The following is a 20,240-nucleotide window of genomic DNA, read 5'->3' on the forward strand; positions in this document are numbered from 1 at the left end:
ACGTCTGAGAGGGGAAACCCGAGGGGTGCCCTGGTGGAGGGGTGTTAGCCGCGGCCGGGCAGGGTGGGGCGGTGGCCGCCGAGGGCGAGCATGGCCAGGGCGATCAGCGCGGCGGGGTTGTGGAATCCGAATGCGATGCGGGTGAGCAGGCGGATCTTGGTGTTGGTGGATTCGATCAATCCTTGGGACAGGCCGTGGTCGAGGGCGGCGTCGATGGCCTCGCGGTGGCGTTTGATGCGGCGGGCCAGCTCGACGAAGACCGGGATGCGGCAGCGCCGCGCCCAGGAGATCCACTTGTCGAGGGCGTCTTTGCCGTCCTGGCCTTTGACCGAAAACACATGCCGCAGGCCCTCTTTGAGCAGGTACGCGCGGTAGAGCCGGGTGTCGGTCTTGGCGATCCAGGCCAGTTTGGCGCTTTGGCGTTCGGTGAGGCCCTCGGGGTTTTTCCACAGCGCGTAGCGGGCGGCTTTGAGCCGCCGTGCTCGTTCATGACCCGGCCGCGGCGCGGTGTTCCTGCTGGGCCGACCACGGCCCCATTTGGCCTCGCCGCGCGCGATCGCTCGCGCGTCGTTCCAGGCCCGGCGCCGCTCGGCATCCAGCGCCTCGGTGGCCCAGGCCAGCACATGAAACGGATCCGCGCAGCGGATCGCGCCCGGGCAGCGCTCGGCGACCACATCGGCGATCCACTCCGCCGCATCGGCGGACACATGGGTGATCTGCGCGCACCGCTGGGCGCCCAGAGCGTCGAAAAACCGCCGCAGCGTCTTGGTGTCGCGGCCCGGGGCGGCCCACACCAGCCGGCCGCTGTCGTGGTCAACCACCACCGTGAGGTACTTGTGGTGACGCTTAGAGGAGATCTCATCGATGCCGATCCGACGCAGACCCGCAAACCGGTCGATCCTCTTCTCCGTGTCGGCCCACACCCTCGCCACGATCGCCCCTACGGTGCGCCAGGCGACCCGCATCAACTCGCACACCGCGGTTTTCGAACACGCCACCGCCAGCCAGGCCACCGTGTCATCAAAGGCCAAAGTGTGCCCGGCATGGTGGCGCGCCCATGGCACCGCCACCACCGTAGGCCCATGGGCGGGGCAGTTCACCCGCGGCGCATCGGCCTCCAGCACCACCTGCATCGTGCCCCAATCCAGGCCCCGCCACCGGCGCCGACCCTCACCCCGGTCATACCAGGGCGCCCTGCGACCGCAGCGGCCACAACGGCGCGAAACACCACTTCGCGGCCGCACCCGCGCCACCACCAGCGTGTCGCCGTCGGCGTCTTCCTCCCCGAACTCCTCGAACTCGATGTCTTCGATCACGGTGCGCTGGTCGACACCCAGCAGCGCACGCCATAGCCTCACATTGCGCACGTCGTTGTTGGCTCCTTTGGTTCCTGACCTTCCACAAGCCAGAAACCTTAAGCCACAACGACGTGCGCCCCTTACATCAACAACCGGCCCACGGAAGCGTCAGAAGAGCCGCTTTTTGTCCACTTGCGCGATGTCGTCAGTTGCGAGCGCTTCTATGCGGCTAATCCTCGGAAACTCGCCGTACCGGGCTGCGCCAATCCACTCGACGAACCTGGCCGCAGTCAGTTGCGCCTTGGCGTAACCAGGCCGGGTGAAAATTGAGGATCGCGACCAACGGTCGCTAGGACGTCACGGGGCTTCTCTTGCTGGACCGCTTCGTTGATCGCCGTCGTCAGCGTGCGATTCCGGCCTTCCCAGGCGGCCGGTATCTTCGCGTTGTCCGCGTCGGCGCCCTGATGTGCTGCCAGCATAGCGGCGTGGGCTCGATGTTCGGCGGGCGATTGTGCAGCGCGGGCCACCAGTAAGTCTATCAGGCGACTCAGGTAAGGCCGCATGTCCAGGGATCGGGAACCAGTCCTTGCATCCGTGGCGAAAGGTGTTGTTCAGCAAGTGGATCGCACGTGTCTGCACAACCCGCGCAGTCCGTGCTTGCTCGTCGAAGCCAGTTGACAAGTGGTTGTCGTCGTGGCTGGGCGAAAATCAGCGAGCGCCCACCTGGGTAGGCGATAGGGCAAGCATCGCGGAGGCCGCCGCGATCCCACCGGCAATCAACGGTCATGTAATTGGTCGGTGATCTCAAAGCCCAGCATTGTGCCGTCACGGCGATGGTTGGTCATGTTGCGGCATTCACCGGAGATCCGGATAGTCCCCCTACCACTGGCCGGGTTTTGGGTCACGACCGCCACCACCCCGTCTTTGTGGATGACCCTTCCGTATGAGTGCCAGCCGGGTGGGGGCCCCTCGCTCCAGCCGTGGGCGACCATTGTCGCGGCGAGCTTTTCGAAATAGGCGTCGGGCTCGACCTCGGTGGGGTAACCCTTGGCGTCGTCCACAGGCCACTTGAAGCTCATCTCCACAAGCCCCCGGTAGGGCGGGTCGCCTTGGTCATTGCACGACTCCCAGTCGAAACGTCCTGAGACGTCCTGCAGGTCGGCGTCTTTCACGATCTGCTTTGCGGGCTCGATGACCTGGGCCATGGCTTGTTGATCCGACATTGGGTTTGCCGGATGGTCGATGTCGTGGCGGTTGGGGAACATCAGCGCACATCCTCCCATCACGAGCGGCGAGGCCAACACCGCCAGCACCAGCAGCGCAGACCAGCAGCGGCCACGACGGTCACCGCGGAGGTTCATATGTGCGGTATGCGTGATCATCGTGGATGGTATCCGGTGGGCGCTCGGCTTCCGGGTCGATGAAGGCCGGTATGCCCGGTATTCGGAGGGGGCCGACGTGCGGCTGGCGCCTGCCCTCTGCGAGCATGCCGTCGGTTGCCAGTCGTTCGGGGTGGCCGCTGGCGATGTCGGTGATGCTGCGCAGCGCCTCGCTGCCCCGTACGTAGTAGTGCGAATGGTCGTGTTCGTCGACAGACCCGTGGCCGGGCACTTCAGCGTGGAATCGGATCGACCCGAATCCGCTGCCGGCCGGATCGGAACCCAACCCGGCAGCCGCCGGGAGGGGGATGTGGTGTTCCCTGAGATAATCCTTGAGCATCTCGCGCGGCACGCCGTCTGAATTGCCGATCCAGCTGATCGGGTCGCTGGACGCCGAGCCGACGTAGACGTGTCCGCCGCCGAGGTGGAAATCGGCGGCGCTATGGGCCAGATCGGTGCCGGGACAACCGAGCAACACCGCGTCGTTGGCGCGCATGCCGCTGTGGGCGAACGCGTCGGCGACGGTCGTGGCCCCGTAGGAGTGCCCGATGACCGTGATGTGCTCGGGGGCCAGCCCGTTGTGGGTAACCGCCAGACCGTTGACATCCCCGGCCAGCAGATCGCCCCCGTCCCGGGCCAGCCATGGCTGGCCGACCCGGATGTCGGTGAATCCATCGGGTGCGTCATATCCCATCCACGCCATTACCGAGGTGTAGCGATGATCGGGATCGGCCGCCAGGGACTGGTCATAGAGGTTGATCGCGTCATCGTGCCCAACCAGCCAACCCTGCGCCACGCTGCTTCCGGTACCGGGCACAATCACCGCGGTATCTCGTGCCCAATCGGGATTACCGATTGCGATCGCGGCCTTGCCCTGACCGTTAAAGGCCAACGGGTCATAAGCCCACAGCATGACGGGCCTCGGGTTTCCAGGCTTGACACCATGTGTCTCGTGGTACTTCAGCCCGTCGCGCGTTCTCACCGCGTTTTGATACCGGGTGATGTCCGCGGCCGAGAGCCCGTAGGTTGCCGGATTGCGCACCACCTCGTCCGGCGACACCCCGTGCCCCTTAGCTACATCCAAAACCCGGTTGAGATCATCGTTCATCACCGCCTGGTTGACCGTGTCGCGGACGGCGGCGTCAATGCCATTGAGGTTGCCCAACTCTGGGGGGTGTTGGGCGATCAGCTGGTCTTTTTGCTGCTGGCTGAGCGAATCCCACCACGTGTTGACGTCTTCGGCGCTGGTTTGTGGCGGCGGTATCGGGATGCCCGGATCGTCCGGTCTCGGCGGGGACAGCGGCGCGTCGATCGCCCGGACAAGCGCCGGGTCGTAACCGTCGGCGCGCAGGTCGGCTTCGGCTGCCTGCAGTGCGCCCGCGTAGGCGTCACGAATGTGGTTGACCTGCCGCAGGGCCGCCTTGGTGTCGTCGATGGCTTCGTGGTCACAATCATGTTGGTATTGCTCAAGCTGAGCGATGTCCGCTTTCAGCTCGGCTATCTCGTGGTCGTTGCGGGCGTGCGCGAGAAGGTTCTCGTCTTGGCGGATCAGGTCCTCGGCTTGGCCAATCCAGTCATCGAGAGTGTGCAGCCGAGCCTCCAATGCCGCGATTTGCGCATTGGCGGATCCTTGCGCCTCGGCGAGAGCGGCCCCGATATTTTCCAAGTCGACCGCGATTTTGGGCAGCTGGGCGGCTTGCACACCAAGCTGCGTGGTGGCGAGCTGCACTTCGGCTGACTCGGCGAGCGGGTGCTGCCCGTTGTCGCGGCTCCAGGCCTGAAAGCGACGACGCGCCTCAGCGAACGCGTTGTCGGCCTCTTTGATGGATTGCGCGGCGTTGTGAAACGCTTGCCCCAAGTCGGCGATTTGCGCTGGCCGGCCGTGCTGCAGGGTGGCGTTGACCTGCCAGGGATCACCACCGGCGGCGGAAATCAGCTTGTCCAGGCTTATGTGCCGAAGCCGCACCAAGGCACTTCCCGCAACGTCTTCGCGTTGTGGTCATCCATCACGGTGAACGCGGTGGCCGCGTGATTCGCCTTGCCACCGACGTCATCGAGGATCTCTTGGTGTCGTTGCAGGGATTTCACATGATGCGCATGCGCAGCGCTGAGCACTCCATAAAACGTGTCCGCGACTTGGAAGTCGCCGAACATCCCAGCAAACAGCGGTGCCCGTGACAGGTGATTGGCGCCGTGTTGGGCGTGCTCACCCGCGTGGTGGGATTCGTTGGCCCCGGAGCGCAGCAACGCGGTGTCGACGAACATCTCAGTCCCTCTCCAAGCTGCTGGTGACGCTACTACCACCCCGATAACTGTCAAATCAGGCAAGCGCCCCCACGTCGGCCCGACCACCCGTGTGCGCAGCGGCAGCCGCAGCCGGAAACGGCCGACGGCGGTCACCGCCACGCCGATCAACGGGTGACCACGATCACCACCCGGGCGGCGTCGGCAAGCCGGGGCAGCATCGTCATCTTGGCGGGGTCCAAAATTCGGTTCCGGCCCCGATGCCGGCTCGTCGAGGAGGAGCAGCGACGGCGGGTCAGCAGTACGAGCACCCCCGAGGTGCGCTTACGCTTTCCGCCGGACAGCTTGTCGACGCGGGTGTTTTGTGCAGGGTCAGATCCAGCTCGACCAGGACGCGCGCGATCACGTTGCGGCGGTCGGCGACCGAGGTGTCTCGGCCAATCCGGCGCCGTGTCGAAGCCTGGGGCACCCCCACCAGCCCGAGGTGCACGTCACCGGATTGACAGGCGTATGGAGCATGCGGCCGCTGCAGCCGAGCAGCGCCCGCTTAGCGATCGGGGTCGGGCTCCTCGCTGGGCTTGGGGTCCGGCGCAAGGATGCGGCGGGTGGCAATCGGCTTGCCCTGCAGTCGGGTCGTCACTTCCGGTGTGACCGGCGGCGCGGTGATGCGGCCCTGGACGGGGGCGCCGTTTTTCACCGACGGCGGGACAACACGCTTGGTGTCGGCCTTGGCGTCGCTACCAGGCTCGCCAGGCCCGTGCAGGGCACCCGGCGGCACCACCGGCATCCCGGCCATCGCAGCCCCCGGTGCTGCCGTGGGCACCGGTGCGCTCGGCGGCACCGACTCCATTTAGCACCGCGGATTCCACACACTACCCGCATAATTCGAGTGCGCGTCGGAAAACCACAGCTCCAGCCGCCCAAGCAAACCGCTTTTCTCTGTCCATTCCGGTGGCATTAGCAGCCAGGTGTCAGCGGATGACGAGAGAACCCGAACGGAAGAGCCCTCCCTGACCAGGGCAGCGAAACCCGGCAGCGGCCGCGGGCGAAGATCGTCTTAGTGAGCGCCGGGTTGGTTGTGCTGTCGGCCGGTGGGGTTAGGGTGGTCCTTGTCAGCGCCGGGGTCGCCGCACCCGTTGCAAGTGAGTGATCGTTAGCTAGCTTAGGCGTCCTCGCCGTGAATATTGAGTCAAGTATGGCGAACGAGTCGCGAATGCTCAGGCGGCGTGTAGGGCCTGTCGGGTGAGTTCGTCGATGGCGGCTTGATATGCGCGGGAGGCGTTGTGCAGCTTGGATTTTCGCGGTGGGCTGGGGTCGCTGGCCTGGGCGAGTCCGGCGCGCAGGAGGTGGTCGTGGACGCGGGTGAATAAGAATGGGTGTTGCAGTCCGGTTGCGGTGACGGTGTAGCGGCGGGTGTGGGGGACGCGTTGGATGAGGCCGTGGGCGCGCAGGCGTCGCAGGTCGTAGGTCATCTGGCCGGCGGTGATGTGTTCGGCGGTCTTGCCGAGCAGGGGCGCGATCAGGGTGCGCAGGTCACGGCTGGTGAAGCCGTGGACCAGGAGCCGGTGGACGAGCAAAACCTGCAGCAGGGCGTGTACTTGGATGTCACCGAAACACAGCCCGGGTATGCGGGTACCGGAGTCGGTGAAGACTGGTGTGGTCAGGTCGGTGAATGTTTTGGCGCCGCGGATCGGGTCGTGGCTGATGGTTTGGACGCCGAGCAGGCGCCGGTTGGCCGAAAAGCCGAGCTGCCGCAGGTCGGGCAGGCTGGTCAGCCGTTTGCAGATACCGAAGTCGCGGGGATTGTTGATGGTGGTTTCGGTGCGCAGCGCTTTCCCTTCTTTCTGGTATTGCTTGACTTTGCTGGTCTTGTAGTCCACGTGCAGTGACGGGACGACACCGTCGGTGATCACCCGGGTGCGAAACTGGCCCGGGGTCTTGCGTTTGCCGCTGCCCACGATGCGGCGGTTGAAGAGCAACGAGACATGGTCGGGTCGGCCGATGTCGAGATTGTCGCGGATGACCTGCTCGAAGAAGATCCGGCCCGACACCGGGCGGTCCAGCATTTGGGTCAGCGAGAATTCGGCCTGCAGAATCGACAATTCGTAGCGGTAGCCGGCGGTGATGTCCTCATCGGTGAATGGGTTGGGCAGGATCCGCAGCCATTTACGTAGCAGCGCGTCGATCTGGTCGGGGCCAAGACTGTCGCAGATCGCCTGCAGCCGGTCGACGTCGGCGACCGAGGCGAACCCGTTGTCGAGGGCTTCGAATGCGATCCCCGCCTTGGCGGCCTGGCGTTTAGCCCATTGGTTTCCGTTGATGCACAACTTGGCGGTGTAGGGGAAGTAGGTGCAGAACTTGATGAAGAACGGGCCGAAGTCCTCATCGACGCAGTAGAAATAGAAGTGGTTGACGAACGCGGTGGATCGCACGAGCCATGCGTAGGAAGAACCGTCGCGGCTGTAGCGGCGCTGAGTACGCCAGACCAGTGCCTTCTCCTGGGCCCGGCCCACGAACAGGACCCCTTCCGGATCGGTGAACCGGGCCAGGAACCGCTGGGCCAAATCGTCTTTGCGTTCCTTGCCGAACGACACCACCTCCAGGCCCCGCGCAGCAACGAAACCGTGGATATCGGCGACGAACGCCTTCGTCATCGGATCCCTCAACGCAGTGGAGGCGTAGTGGTGGCCCCGGTGGCCGACGAAGAAGCCCTGAACCCCGCCGCCATAGGCCAGCCGTGGCATCCACACGTTCAGATACACCCGGTCGATGGACTCGACCTCGAACAGCGTGGGTTCGGACAAGACATCACCGCCCGTGGAATGCCCAGTGTTCCGGAAATCTCCAAAGCTGCGGCTTAGCGCAGTCATCCGGGACAGATGAGCAGCACCGTCAAGGGCGGGCCCACCCGCCTGGTTGGACGCGCTGGCAGCTGAGTGCCGCATTGTGGTGTCGACGGACATCGCGAAACCTTTCGCGAACTCCGGTCGGGCTACTACCGCGCAATCGCCGGCCAATTCACTTTGCGAACCCCAAGCGGCCGAGGGCTCACCGTCCGGGCGCCGGCAGGCGCAGCCGGTAGCGCACGAAGCCGGCCACCGCCACGCTCAGCAACGCCAGCATGCCCATGTCCAGCAGCCACATTCGCGGCGAATGCGACCACAGCCGGTCGGCGGGCACATCCGCCTCGACAACGCGCAGATCGACGGTGCCGGCCGAGGCCGCGAAACCCCAGCGTGCCGGGATCAGCCACGAGGCCTGCGAGAGCCCCAGACGCCCGGTCACCGGGATCAGGCCCCCGGCGAGCACCATCGAGACCATCACCGCCACCACCAGCAAGGGCAGGATCTGCTCGGTGGAGCGGGCCAGCGACGAGAGCGCCAGCCCCACCATCGCCGAGCTGATGGCCGTGGCCGCCAGCGTCACAGACAACTCCACGGCGCCGTTGCCCAGCAGCACCGCGCCGTGGGTGGGCGCGCCTTTCCCGGCGACCAGGATCGCGGTGAGGATCGCGGTTTGCATCAGCGCCGCAGCGCTGTAGACCAGAGCCTTGGCAGCCAGGTAGGCCGATGCCGACAAACCCACCGCCCGCTCGCGCTGGAAGATCACCCGTTCCCCGACGAGATCGCGGATGGTCAACGCGGTGCCCATGAACACCGCCGCGATGTTGAGCAAAATCAGGATCGAGCTGGGTTCGTCGGGCTGCGGTCCGCGCGGGTCGGCAAGCCCCAGCCCGGTGTTCCCGGGCACCGCCAGCAGCAGCGCACCCAGGACGAACGGCAACATCGCCAAAAACGCGAAGTAGCCGCGATCAGCGGTGATCAGGCGGACCTGCCGGCGCGCCACCGTGGAAATCTGGCGCCACAGACTGGTGTGGGGGGGCCTGCCCAGCGCCGCGACGCTGGCGGCCGGGGCCCGGGGCGCCGGCGCGGCGGGGTGTCGCGCCAGGAAAGCCCGGTGGGCGCCGTCGGGATCGGTGCTGACCCGCGCGAAGATGTCAGCCCAGTCGGTGGTTCCCATCACCGCCCCGATGTGTGTCGGCGGGTCGGCGAATGCGGTCTTGCCGCCGGGGGCCAGCAGCACAATCTGGTCGCACATCCGCACATAGCTCAGCGAATGGGTGACCACGATCACCACCCGGCCGGCGTCGGCAAGCCGGCGCAGCATCGTCATCACGGCCCGGTCCAAATTCGGGTCCAGCCCCGAGGTCGGCTCGTCGAGGATGAGCAGCGAGGGGCCGGTCAGCAGTTCCAGCGCCACCGAGGCGCGCTTGCGCTGACCGCCGGACAGCTTGTCGACCCGGGTGTTTTTGTGCGGCGTTAGATCCAGCTCGGCCAGGACACGTGCGACCACGCTGCGACGGTCGGCGGCCGAGCTGTCCGGCGGCAGCCGCAGCTCCGCGGCGTAGGTGAGGGCGCGTTCCAGGGTGAGCTGGCGGTGCACGACGTCGTCCTGGGGCACCATCCCGATGCGGGAACGCATCGAGGCGTATTCGGCGTGCACGTCGTGCCCGTCGAAGATGACCGCCCCGGTGCTGGGCTGCGTGGCGCCGCCGATCAGCTTGACCAGGGTCGTTTTGCCCGCTCCGGACGGCCCGATGACCGCCGTCAGCGTCCCCGGCCGTGAGCTGAACGACACGTCGCTCAGCAGCCGGTGGCCGTCAATGCTCAGGCCGAGTCCGTGCGCGGTGAGCCCGCTGGTGGGCGCCGGCGCGGTGCGCGGCACCAGGGTGTGGCCGGATGCCACCAAGTCGGTGTTGCCGATCGTGACGATGTCGCCGTCGCGCAGCGGAGCGCGGGTGATGCGCCGGCCGTTGACGAATGTGCCGTTGCTGCTGTTGTTGTCGCGGATCTCGATACCGGCCGGGGTGACCACCAGCAGCGCATGCACGCGGGACGCCAGCGCGTCATGAACAACGATGCCGTTCGTCTTGGCACGACCGATTGGTGTGGACCCGGGTGGGGGCGCTCCCGGACGCGGTGGCACCAGCAGTCGTATCGTGTCGGCGACCCGGTGCGTGCGGTCCGGTTGGCCGGGTCCTTCGTGGTGCGGTGCCGGCCGAACCGGCGGCCGCGTTCGCGTCGGCGGGCGCAGGATTCGCGGCACCGGTAGCCCGGTGGTCCGCGCGTCGGCCGCCGAAGCCGACGGCAGCCGGCCCAACGTCGGCGGGTTATGCGGACTCGACGACACCGCGCTCGACGACGCCGCCGCTGAGGCGACGCGGAAAGTCAGCTGCGGCCCCGCCGGGCTGCCGAGTGTGACGCTCTGGCGATCGTGGATGATGGCCAGATCTTGGGGAACGCCGTCGATGAAGACGCCGTGACGGCTCTTGTCGACGATCACCCATTGGATGCCGTCGAACCGCAGGATCGCATGCGTGCCGGAGAGCAGCCGGCTGGCAGGCGGGTCGGCGTCGCCGAGAGCAATGTCGCAGTCGCGGTCGCGGCCCACGGTGACGTCACGGTCGGCGGGAAAGGTGTACATCGCCGACCCGAGCCAGATGGTCAACGGCGGCGGGGCCACCCCGTCGGCAGGCGCCAGCTCGACCGTTGTGGTGTCGTCCGGCGCTGCGGGAGAGCGATGATTCGGTGTCCTCAAATGCGCTGCATTCCCCCATAATCCGTCGAGACAGGTACATGGAAAGTCTGCGGCCGAGAACCGAGACGTTGCCGACAGCACTTCGTGGCCGATCATATAGCCGGGTCACTCATCGCGGGTGCCCAGTGCCGGCGCGCCGCCATCCAGCGATCCAATCGAGGCCGAACCTTTACTCGCCCCTGAGCGTGGGGCCAATCGATCGTGCGATCATAAGTCGATGCGCCGACTAACGGGTCTGGTGTGCGTTGCGGTGTGCGCCATCTGCGTGATGCTGGTGATTGCGCCGGTGGCCGGCGCAACCACCAGCCCGTGGTTCGCGCGTTCGGTAGGCAACGCCACGCAAGTGATCTCGGTTGTCGGCGTGGGTGGTTCGAACGCGAAACTGGATGCTTATCAACGCGGGCCAACGGGCTGGCAGCCGGTCGCTGCCGGCATACCCGCGCATGTCGGATCGGCCGGGCTCACACCGCAGGCTAAAAGTGGTTACCCGGCGACACCTATGGGGATTTTCACCCTGCCCTATGCCTTCGGCACGGCGCCCAATCCGGGTGGCGGGTTGAAGTATGTCCAGGTAGGTCCTGATCACTGGTGGGACGGTGACGACAGGAGCCCCACCTTCAACACCATGCAGGTCTGCCGAAAGGCCCAGTGCCCGTTCGACACCGCAGCCAGTGAGAACCTCGACATTCCCCAATACAAGCACGCGGTGGTGATGGGCGTTAACCCGGAGCGTCTCCCAGGCAACGGCGCCGCGTTTTTCTTGCACACCACCGACGGGAATCCGACCGAGGGCTGTGTGGCGATCGACGACGGCATGCTGGTGCAGGTCATCAGGTGGCTTCAGCCTGGCGCGCTGATCGCGATCGCTCAGTAGCCGCTCAGTAGTCGCTCAGGAGAATCAGGACGGCGCCGGCCTCTTCCGTGGGAACGTCTCCAGCAGTACCGTAACGGTATGCGGCGAATTGATCGCCGTATGTTGTTGCGTGGCATCGCGCTTGGCGGGCTTGCGGTAAGTGGCCGCTGGCCGGCTGCCCATGGTATCCCGAACAAGCAGCCACCCCCGGGGGTGCTCGCCCGGCTTCCCGGGAATGGCAACCAGCTGGCGTTGACCATCGACGATGGCACCAGCGCGCAGGTGGTGGGCGCATTGGCCGACTTCTGCCGCGACAGCGGCACCCGCTTGACGTTTTTCGTCAACGGTGCCAACAGCTCATGGTCGGTCAACGCCCCCGCCCTGCGGCCAATGGTCGAGTCCGGGCAGGTGCAATTGGGCAATCACACCTGGTCGCACCCGGACATCACCCGCATCGCGCCCACCGCCGTCGCCGACCAGATCCGCCGGAACGCCGACTTCCTGCGCAACACCTACGGCGTCGACGGAACCCCGTACTTCCGCCCGCCCTGGGGCCGGCACACACCCGCCACCGACCGCATCGCGGCCGATCTCGGCTACACCACGATCACGCTGTGGAGCGGTGACATCGGCGACTCGGGGCGGGTCAGCGAGGCGGGCCTCATCGCCGCCGCGAACAGGTCGTTTCAGCCGCAGGCGATCGTGCTCGGGCACGCTAACCTGCCCACTATCACCCACTGTTTCCCGCAATTGCTCGGCATCATCCGCAGCCGCAACCTGCAAACCGTCACCCTCAACGACGTCTTCGGTTGAGCTGAGACCACCGCATGCGGGTGAGCTGCGGGTGGGCCGGCGACGCCTTTTCCACGACGCCCAGGCCGCGGGCACCATGCCACTACGGTGTGTCTGACCTTGATAGCGGCCGGCGACCGTTATGGTGAACGCTGGCCACCGACCGTTTTGATGCAAGGTAGTCGTTTTATGCACGACCCGCTGGGGTTGTCGATCGGGACCACGACCCTGGTCGCGGTGCGTAACGGCAGTGCGCCGGTGACGCGACGCGCCATACTGACCCTGTTTCCGCATCGTGCCCCGGAAATCGGTGTGCCCGCAGAGAACCCGAATCTCACCGAGCCCGGCACGCCGATCAACGGCTTTGTCAAGCACATGGGTGAGTCGGTCGCGCTGGTCGCCACCGATGGCTCCACTTACGAGCCGGGCCTGTTGGTGGTCGAGGCCCTGGACGCGATGGTTACCGCCGCCGGCGCCGACGCGGCGTCCTCGGAGATCACGATCGCCGTTCCCGCTTACTGGCAGCACGACGCGGTAGCGGCCTTGCGTGACGCCCTGCGCACCCACGCGGGGTTTACCGGAAACGGCATGGGCCCACGGTTGGTGCCAGATAACGTCGCGGCGTTGACCGCGGTGAACGCCGGGCCCGGCCTGCCGCCCAGCGGCATGGTGGGGCTGCTCGATTTCGGCGGTGGCGGCACCACCCTCACGCTGGCCGACGCAGGGTCCGGTTTCGAGCCCATCACCCCCGCCGTCCGCTACCCGGAGTTTTCCGGTGAGCAGATCGATCAGGCGCTGCGGGCTCACATTGCGCAGAACCTCGGGCACACCGGCAACGGCGATCCGGAGGCGACCACCGCGATCGGCCAATTCGCTCAGCTCCGGGAGGAATGCCGACAAGTCAAGGAATTTCTATCCACCCAGACGATTGCCGAGGTGGCCGTCGAGTTACCGGGATGTCGCCGCAGTGTTCAGGTGACTCGCGCCGAGCTGGAGAACCTGATACGGGATGCGCTGAGCGGTGCCATCTCTGCTTTCGAAGAATTGCTGGCGCGCAACAACATTGACTGGAACGACCTAGCGGCGGTCACCGCGGTTGGCGGTGGTGCCAGTATACCGGTTGTCACTCAATGCCTTTCGGCTCGTACTCGGGTGCCGGTGGTGACGGCACCGCAACCTGCGCTGGCGATGGCGCTCGGTGCGACAATGCTGCGTCCCAGGCGCGTTTCCAGCGATTTTGAGGTCGACGCGCCGACGCGCGCGGCGATGGCCGCAGTGGCCAGCGCTGAGGGGACCACCGCCATCCTGGGTCTGCCCACAGACGACATGACCGCCGACGAGCGTTCGTCGACGCTTCGCAAGCTGGCCTGGTCAGAGGTCGAGGACACCGGTGACGAACCGGTGCCCTACATCGGCGAGGCGTACGACGAACCCGGTCCGGGTGCGCCGCCGACTCGCTACGGGCCGCAGGCTGAGCCTCCCGAGGAGCCCCCGCGCCCGCGGTTTCGCCTCGCGTGGCTCCTCGTCGGGCTGGCCGCCGTGGTGGCGATGCTCGCAGTCGGCGGTGTGGCCTACACGATGACGAGCACCACCGAACGCAAGGCCCCGCCCGCGCCCAGCACGCCCGTTCCACCACCCGCCTCCCGGCCGCAGCCGCTCAGTCCCAGTCCGCCGCCACCCCCCAGCGCCGAACCCAGCCCGAGCATCCAGCCACCCCCCGGAAGCCCCGAGCCGTCGCCCCCAGCCTCGGTACCACCGGCGGCAACGACGTATGAGCCGCCGGCGACAACGACGGACGAGCCGCCGGTGAGCACGCCAACCACGACCGTGCCGCCGAGCACGACGACCACGACAACCACGACCGTGCCGCCGAGCACGACAACCACGACACCCCAGCCGACCACGACAAGCACGACGGCCCCGAGTTCGCCGTCGGTTACCACGACCGCCACGACAACGGTACCGATGGCAACGACGTACTTGACCGTCCCGCTGGTTCCGTTTCCGATACCCGTTCAGGTCCCCCAGGGCCAGGCCAATCCCAACCAGCCGTAGAGCCCGTTTCTTAACCCTGGCGGCGGGTAGCTCCTCTCCGCAGGGCCTCTGACCCGCCCGTGGCGGTTATGACCAGAGCCCGATGTGCCCATGACCTGTTCAGGACGGGTGTGTGGCCGTCAATCGCCACCCGTGTCGGCCGTGCGCGAGTAGGGTTGAAGCAAGGCCGGTGGGGGTAAGTAGGATTGCCGCCGCCTCGGACCGATGAGAACTTCATGAAGTCCGGCCAGTCGAGGCCCGCTAAAGGGCACGTGGCGCTGCGGCGGCGAAGCACGTGCTGGCTGCCCGCGCGGCGGCCCCCGCTTCGACCGTGACGGGCGACTTTGGAGGCGTATGGACATCGTACTCGGCGTGTCGACCGCACCCTCGATGGTTCACATGGTGCTGGTTGAGGGCGAAAACGCCGACGGTGCCACCGTTGAAGAAGACACGTTCGAGGTCACCGCCGGCGAGGAGGCACCGTCCAGCGCGGCCGAGCAGGTGGCGTCCGCGATCGTGGGCACCCGGGAGAGCGCGGCGGAGGCCGGTTACCGCCTCGCGTCCATCGGAGTCACCTGGACCGATCCCAGCGAAGCCGCCGGCCTGCGGGATGCGCTCGCGACCCACGACGTCGGGAGCGCGATGCTGGTCTCCCCGCTGCTCGCTGCAGCCGCCCTAGCCCAAACAGTCGGCGCTGCTATGGATTACGCCTACACCGCGTTGATTTTCGTCGAGCGGGAGAGTGCGACGTTGGCGGTTGTCGACAGCGCCGACGGTTCGATTGTCAACCTGCAGCGACGGCTCGTGCACGGCGCGGACGCGGTAACCGAGCTGATCGGGATGGTCACCGGGATGAACGCGCAGGAACCACGGGCCGACGGCGTGTTCGTCGTCGGATGCGGTGTCGACATCGTCTCGATCAAGTCGGCGCTGGAGTCGGCAACCACCCTTCCGGTGAATGCACCCGAAGAGCCGGACATGGCGCTGGCCCACGGCGCGGCGCTGGCATCGGCGAATGCGCCATTGTTCGCGTCGGCCACCGCTGCGCTGGCCTATGCACGAGACCCGGGCACCGGTGAGGTCAACCCCTATCCGCTGGCTCCGGCGTACCTTGACGTCGCCGCCAGCCCCGACGTCGGTACCGGGGCTCTTGCGTACAGTGCCGTTCCGGAGGAGGGCGACCAGAGGCGGCCGCGGTTCGGGCGATTCATCCTCTCCGGCAGCGCGTTAGCGACACTGTTCGTCATCGGCGCTGTGGCGCTGGTGGTTTCGCTGGCGGCCGATGTCCGTCCAACGGTAGGGCAACGGCCCGGCCCCGGCGGAAACGTCGTCATCCCCACCACGCAGGTGCCACCGCAGGCCGCGCCGCCGCCGGTCGCCCCACCCCCGCCTGCGCCGTCTCCGCCGATCGCCCCACCGCCTGCGGCACCCGCGCCGCCGGCCGCGCCGCCTCCACCGCCGGAGCAAGCCATGCCCACGGCCCCGCCCCCGCAAGGTATCGCGGGGCCCGCACCCGTGCAGCTGCCGCCGAGTGCCGTGCCCGAGGAGCCAATCCATCGGGCGCCTCCGAAGCGGGCACCGACATATGTACCACCCCCCGTGGAACAAGCTCCCGCGCCGGCGTTGCCGGTTGCTCCTCCGCCGCCGGTCGCATCCCCGCCGCCGGCTGCGCCTCCTCCGCCGCCGGTCGCATCTCCGCCGCCGGCTGCGCCTCCGCCGCCCGCACTCCCGCCCCCGCCACCACCACCCGCACTTCCGCCACCGCCAAGGCTGCCGCCGATGACGATGTATTTGCACCTGCCGTTCGTCACGGTGCCGATTCCGATTAATCCACCGCCGCCGCCAGGGCAGTAGGCCGTGGGCGGGCTCAGCGCCAGGGCAGTAGGCTGTGGGCGCTCGGTGCCGGTCGTCGCGGGCGTGGCGGGCGGTGGCGCGCACGCGCACACTGGATGTTAGCGCTGTCAGCCCGGCAACGACACGGCCAGGATTGTCCGGGAGGAGTCGGGTAATCAGACTCAGCTTCCAGGAGGGCCACCGTGGGCGATTACGGGGCGTTTGGATTCGACCCCGAGGACTTCGATCGCATGATCCGCGAGGCGAGCGAAGGACTGCGCGAAGCCTTCGAACGCATCGGGCGTTTTTTTACCGCTCCCGGCCAGCGGGCAGGATGGTCGGTGTTTTTCGAGGAAATGGCGAAGCGCTCGCGCGCTGGACCGGAAACCGCAGGCGAGGCCGGTGACGGTGTGTGGGCGATCTACACCGTCGACGCTGGTGGGGGCGCTCACGTCGAGGAGGTCTATGCCACCGAACTCGATGCATTGCGTGCCAACAAGAACAACACCGACCCCAGGCGCAAAGTCCGGTTCCTGCCCTACGGCATCGCGGTGAGCGTGCTCGACGACTCCGCGGAGAAGCCGTAACGAAGCGGTTTGACCTCGGGCACCGTTCACGGTGATCCCTGGCCGGCCACGGGCGGGCAACAGCCCCACCCGAGGAGCCGACTCGCGCCGGCAGATGACGCGCCGCTGGCGAGTCTTCCCGGCGCATGGTTTCATAGCACCGTTTGCGGGGAATTACCCACGCCGATTTGTGTCCGGGTCCACAGCCCGGCTTATATCGAGTTATATCGATTGGTGGTGCCTGAGATGGATCGTCGCAGCATGTTGTTGATAGCGGGGATCGGTGCGCTGGCAGCCGCGATCCGCGTCCCGCAGGCTCGTGCTCACCCATCGCCACTCGAAACACCGACGGGTCGGCTGCCAGCGCCGGCTGCGCCGCCAGGCGCCGTCGCCGGCTCCTATCTTTTCCAGGACGAGTTCGATGGGCCGGCGGGCGCACCGCCCGATCCGGCCAAGTGGACGGTGCAGACCTGGCAGGACGACGTGTACCCACCGGTCGAGGGTATATACCGCGCCCAAAACGTGTTCCTGGACGGCAATTCCAATCTCGTCCTTCAGGCTACCCACGAAGACGGCCAGTATTTCAGCGGCAAGGTGCGTGGCAACTGGCGGGGTCTCATCGGCACGACGTGGGAAGCTCGGATTAAGTTGGACTGCTTGTACCCAGGCCTTTGGGCAGCGTACTGGACCGTCAACGAAGATCCCATGCCAGACGGCGAGGTCGACATTTTCGAGTGGTATGGCAACGGTCAGTGGCCGCCGGGCACCACGGTCCACGCGGCGTCCAACGGGAAGACGTGGGAAGGGAAATCGATTCCCGGATTGGTGGACGGCGCGTGGCACACCTGGCGAATGCGTTGGGATGAAGACGGATTCAAATTCTGGAGAGACTATGTTGACGGCGCGCCACCATACTTCAGCGTGCCGCCGAAGCCAATTCCGGTTCACGGCAATCCTGGTGACATGCGGTGGCCGTTCAATAATCCCGGCTACTGGTTATCGCCGATGTTTACGCTCGCGGTCGGTGGTCCGGGCGGTGGCGATCCCGCATTGGGTACCTATCCGTCGCAAATGCTCATCGACTACATACGCGTCTGGTGACGATGCGGCACACCATTTTCCGATCGCTCGTATCACTCGCGCGTGGATATCCGCGCTGTATTGCTGGCAGCTCGTATCGCGCGCACGCGTGTACCCGCGCCATGACTCAGGCTTTCGTCAGCCGGATAACCGTGCTGCGGTTCAACACCCATTCCCGATCTATTACGAATCCAAGCCGTCGCGCCGCGTCCACCACCGGCGACGGCATCTTGCGGTCGATGATCGCCCACAGCACCGGGCAAACCGCCAACCGCCGCCTCACCACGGCGCTGTCCAACGGAAGATCCTGGGCCCACAACTGGGCGGCATCCGCGCCCGAAACACCGGCCGCGACATCGTTGAGTTGGGCAAAGGCGTCGGGACGAGCGGCGGCCGCCGCCCGCAGAGGTTCACGGCCGGCGAAGCCGAAGACGACGCAATCATGCGGCCGAGAAGAGGATTTGATGACACGGGCGATCTCCGAATAGTCGGCGCCTCCGGGTTTTCCGTAGGTGCTGCGCTGAGTCACGAACGCTGTGCTTGAACTGAGGGCGAGCATCGTCAGCAACACCATCAAGATCCGCAAGCGGTTTTGTGCTATGGCCGCTATGCAAACCCCGAGCAGCAGGGCTAGACCCGGCCCCGTGTACGTCAAATATCTTGGGGCATAGATGTCGCTGACCCAGGCGGAGTATCCCACCAGTATGGCGGTGGGAACGAGAACCCAGGGAACCGCCACTGCCAGAGCATGTCCGCCCGCCCGCCTGCTAACCAGTGCGATCGATCCCCAAGCCAGGACGATGATGCTGGTGCCAAGGAAAAGCCGTGACCCGGTGAGCCATTGCTGCCAGAGCACCTCGGTGAGGTAATTCCCCCCGCTGATCCACCAGAGCTGTGTCTGGCGTTGAGCTTCCGCTAACGCAATCAGCGGTGACGCCAGGAAAAGCCCTGCCGTGACCGCTGCAGCAAAGGGCAACAGCTGCCGCAGATTTCGGCTGACCACGAGGGTGACCGCGTGAGCGCACACCATCAGGGCTAGATACACGTACGTGAATGTGGCCAACGCAAGCACCAGCGCGTATAGGGCCCATAACGGCGGCCCGTGCCGACTCGCGGCGATGACGAGCACCACCGTCAGCCAGACCGCGGCGGCGGCGGTCAGTGCGTACGAGCGGGCCTCCACCGCCGACCAGAGTGTGCGTGGCAGCACGGTAAAGGCCCCCGCCGCTGCCCACGCGGCAAGCCGGCCGCCGGTGAGCCTGCCCAACACGACAAGGCCGGCGGTCGCGGCACCCACCGCCATCGCACTGGGAAGCCGCGCGGTGAACTCGTTGATCGGGACCAATGAAAACCAGGCGTGCATGGCCAGGTAATAAAGGCCGTGCACCGCGTCGAAGTTCAATAACAATCGCAGGATGTCGACCTCTGAGCGGTTGGCGGCGGCGATGGTGGCAGCTTCGTCGAACCAAAATGACGGTCGCCAGGAAAGCAGTACCCCCACGAGAGTGGCCGCTGCACCGGCTAGCCATGGATCGGCGCGCTCGGCTACGTGGAACCGAAACCGGGAGCGCATCGCCGCGATGTGAGCGAAGAAGATTCGGCGGCCGTTACTGCGTTGTCTCACCGGGCGCAGCAGGATCGGAGCTGGTGTTCCAAAATTCCCACTCTGGTGGTGACACGAGAATGTTGCCGCAGCCTGGCGTCGGCGATGCCAGTGCGCCGGCCCTGGATGATCTCGCCCCACAGCGTCCGCGGAACATGGATCTCCCTGCTGGGACGGTACCGGGCGATTCCCAGGGGTCGCAGCGACTCAGCCAGGGGTATCTCGCCGTGCCGGGTAGGCAGGTAATCAGCCATTTCGTCTCGTCCTCTCCTCGGCTGTAATCGGTCGCCTTGGCCCCGGCCTGCGCCACCAGCCACCCCACCACGAGCCCCACAAACCTGTGCGTTCATGCCAGCTGGTGTGGGCCTGTCGGCGTTGCCATAAGTGTGCGATGCGTCCAACAGGGCCCTTCGTACCGACTGGCATCACCTGTGTTTAGCTGACCGACCGGGGTTTGGCCGCTAAATGCCGCTAAAAACAGTCATGCCGGCGCCGTGGAATCGGTCACGACCGCTCGAGGCGGGCCTCACATATTGACATATTGCGGACTGGCCGCGGACCGGCGGAAGCCGGCTACCGGTGGCCACCGAGCGGGTGGGTCGGCTGCTTGGGGCCAATCCGGTCGCGGTATCAGCGTCGGCGCGCGTCTGGTGGTTGCACTCGGGTTTCCTCGCATGATCAGCGCGGGTGAGGAGCGGCGGCGGCTCGTGAGCATCCCGCCGCAGGCTCTTTCTGGGTAGGCCCAAAGATCCACGAGCCGCTAGCGGCCCGATGCATCTCGGTTCACCTCCACACGTGGGACCTAAGACTCTACCCGACAACGGTTTCGGTGCGACAATTAACGGTGGGCATCACGATCGCGAATGGAATGGAGCAGGTGATGAAATCTAAAGTGAGGACAGGGGCCGCGCTGGTGGGCGGCGTTGCTATTTTAGGGCTCGGAATCGGTGGCGCTAGCGA

Annotated in this window: 14 protein-coding genes and 2 pseudogenes; 6 read left to right on the forward strand and 10 right to left on the reverse strand. The window is 66.3% G+C overall.

Features of this window, described 5'->3' with window-relative positions:
- Positions 1-44: 44 nt before the first annotated feature.
- The 9 genes and pseudogenes from MSM1_RS08425 to MSM1_RS08455 all read right to left on the reverse strand — a co-directional run bounded on the left by MSM1_RS08425 (position 45) and on the right by MSM1_RS08455 (position 10,519).
- Positions 45-1,367: an ISL3 family transposase gene (locus MSM1_RS08425; RefSeq protein WP_213441022.1), complete on the reverse strand. Its 1,323-nt coding sequence runs from the start codon at positions 1,365-1,367 to the stop codon at positions 45-47.
- 707 nt (positions 1,368-2,074) lie between these two features.
- Complete coding sequence (locus MSM1_RS08430; protein ID WP_374101669.1) at positions 2,075-2,659, reverse strand: hypothetical protein; 585 nt, start codon at positions 2,657-2,659, stop codon at positions 2,075-2,077.
- A complete protein-coding gene (locus MSM1_RS08435) occupies positions 2,643-4,643 on the reverse strand; it encodes an alpha/beta hydrolase (protein ID WP_213441023.1) in 2,001 nt (666 codons plus the stop codon). Before MSM1_RS08435 ends, MSM1_RS08430 begins: the two co-directional genes overlap by 17 nt.
- The gene (locus MSM1_RS08440) at positions 4,625-4,942 is read right to left on the reverse strand and encodes a DUF2563 family protein (RefSeq protein ID WP_213441024.1); all 318 of its coding nucleotides are present in this window, start codon (positions 4,940-4,942) and stop codon (positions 4,625-4,627) included. Before MSM1_RS08440 ends, MSM1_RS08435 begins: the two co-directional genes overlap by 19 nt.
- Positions 4,943-5,094: 152 nt before the next feature.
- Positions 5,095-5,366 (reverse strand): annotated as a pseudogene (locus MSM1_RS21700) (ATP-binding cassette domain-containing protein); the annotation flags it as partial.
- A gap of 102 nt (positions 5,367-5,468) precedes the next feature.
- The gene (locus tag MSM1_RS08445; RefSeq protein ID WP_213441026.1) at positions 5,469-5,762 is read right to left on the reverse strand and encodes a hypothetical protein; all 294 of its coding nucleotides are present in this window, start codon (positions 5,760-5,762) and stop codon (positions 5,469-5,471) included.
- 376 nt (positions 5,763-6,138) lie between these two features.
- On the reverse strand, positions 6,139-7,725 hold the full coding sequence (locus MSM1_RS08450) for a hypothetical protein (protein WP_236054806.1): 1,587 nt from the start codon (positions 7,723-7,725) through the stop codon (positions 6,139-6,141).
- A 42-nt stretch (positions 7,726-7,767) separates the two neighbouring features.
- A pseudogene (locus MSM1_RS22915) lies at positions 7,768-7,884 on the reverse strand (DUF2563 family protein); the annotation flags it as partial.
- A gap of 85 nt (positions 7,885-7,969) precedes the next feature.
- Positions 7,970-10,519: an ATP-binding cassette domain-containing protein gene (locus MSM1_RS08455; RefSeq protein WP_374101670.1), complete on the reverse strand. Its 2,550-nt coding sequence runs from the start codon at positions 10,517-10,519 to the stop codon at positions 7,970-7,972.
- Positions 10,520-10,736: 217 nt separating this feature from the next.
- Between MSM1_RS08455 and MSM1_RS08460 the strand changes: the two genes are divergently transcribed.
- From MSM1_RS08460 to MSM1_RS08485, 6 genes are all read left to right on the forward strand, one after another.
- Positions 10,737-11,393 (forward strand): L,D-transpeptidase, encoded by a 657-nt coding sequence (locus MSM1_RS08460; protein ID WP_213441028.1) that lies wholly within the window; start codon positions 10,737-10,739, stop codon positions 11,391-11,393.
- A gap of 78 nt (positions 11,394-11,471) precedes the next feature.
- Positions 11,472-12,185 carry a polysaccharide deacetylase family protein gene (locus MSM1_RS08465; protein ID WP_213441029.1) on the forward strand — a complete coding sequence of 238 codons (714 nt, stop codon included), beginning with the start codon at positions 11,472-11,474 and terminating at the stop codon, positions 12,183-12,185.
- Positions 12,186-12,353: 168 nt separating this feature from the next.
- A complete protein-coding gene (locus tag MSM1_RS08470; RefSeq protein WP_213441031.1) occupies positions 12,354-14,219 on the forward strand; it encodes an Hsp70 family protein in 1,866 nt (621 codons plus the stop codon).
- Between the two features lie 333 nt (positions 14,220-14,552).
- Positions 14,553-16,052, forward strand: a complete 1,500-nt coding sequence (locus tag MSM1_RS08475) for a hypothetical protein (RefSeq protein ID WP_213441032.1) — start codon at positions 14,553-14,555, stop codon at positions 16,050-16,052.
- Positions 16,053-16,234: 182 nt separating this feature from the next.
- Complete coding sequence (locus MSM1_RS08480) at positions 16,235-16,618, forward strand: hypothetical protein (protein WP_213441033.1); 384 nt, start codon at positions 16,235-16,237, stop codon at positions 16,616-16,618.
- A gap of 225 nt (positions 16,619-16,843) precedes the next feature.
- Positions 16,844-17,698: a family 16 glycosylhydrolase gene (locus MSM1_RS08485; protein WP_213441034.1), complete on the forward strand. Its 855-nt coding sequence runs from the start codon at positions 16,844-16,846 to the stop codon at positions 17,696-17,698.
- 106 nt (positions 17,699-17,804) lie between these two features.
- Here MSM1_RS08485 and MSM1_RS08490 read toward each other — a convergent pair whose 3' ends face one another.
- Positions 17,805-19,301 carry a mannosyltransferase gene (locus tag MSM1_RS08490; RefSeq protein WP_213441035.1) on the reverse strand — a complete coding sequence of 499 codons (1,497 nt, stop codon included), beginning with the start codon at positions 19,299-19,301 and terminating at the stop codon, positions 17,805-17,807.
- Positions 19,302-20,240 lie beyond the last annotated feature (939 nt).

The organism is Mycobacterium sp. SM1 (assembly GCF_018361265.1).
Taxonomy (GTDB): Bacteria; Actinomycetota; Actinomycetes; order Mycobacteriales; family Mycobacteriaceae; genus Mycobacterium.

Bases quoted from the DNA above. Each gene is read 5' to 3' on its own strand.
- MSM1_RS08430 (WP_374101669.1), bottom strand. From the start codon at position 2,659: ATGAACCTCCGCGGTGACCGTCGTGGCCGCTGCTGGTCTGCGCTGCTG.
- MSM1_RS08440 (WP_213441024.1), bottom strand. From the start codon at position 4,942: ATGTTCGTCGACACCGCGTTGCTGCGCTCCGGGGCCAACGAATCCCAC.
- MSM1_RS08460 (WP_213441028.1), top strand. From the start codon at position 10,737: ATGCGCCGACTAACGGGTCTGGTGTGCGTTGCGGTGTGCGCCATCTGC.
- MSM1_RS08465 (WP_213441029.1), top strand. From the start codon at position 11,472: ATGCGGCGAATTGATCGCCGTATGTTGTTGCGTGGCATCGCGCTTGGC.
- MSM1_RS08470 (WP_213441031.1), top strand. From the start codon at position 12,354: ATGCACGACCCGCTGGGGTTGTCGATCGGGACCACGACCCTGGTCGCG.
- MSM1_RS08475 (WP_213441032.1), top strand. From the start codon at position 14,553: ATGGACATCGTACTCGGCGTGTCGACCGCACCCTCGATGGTTCACATG.
- MSM1_RS08485 (WP_213441034.1), top strand. From the start codon at position 16,844: ATGGATCGTCGCAGCATGTTGTTGATAGCGGGGATCGGTGCGCTGGCA.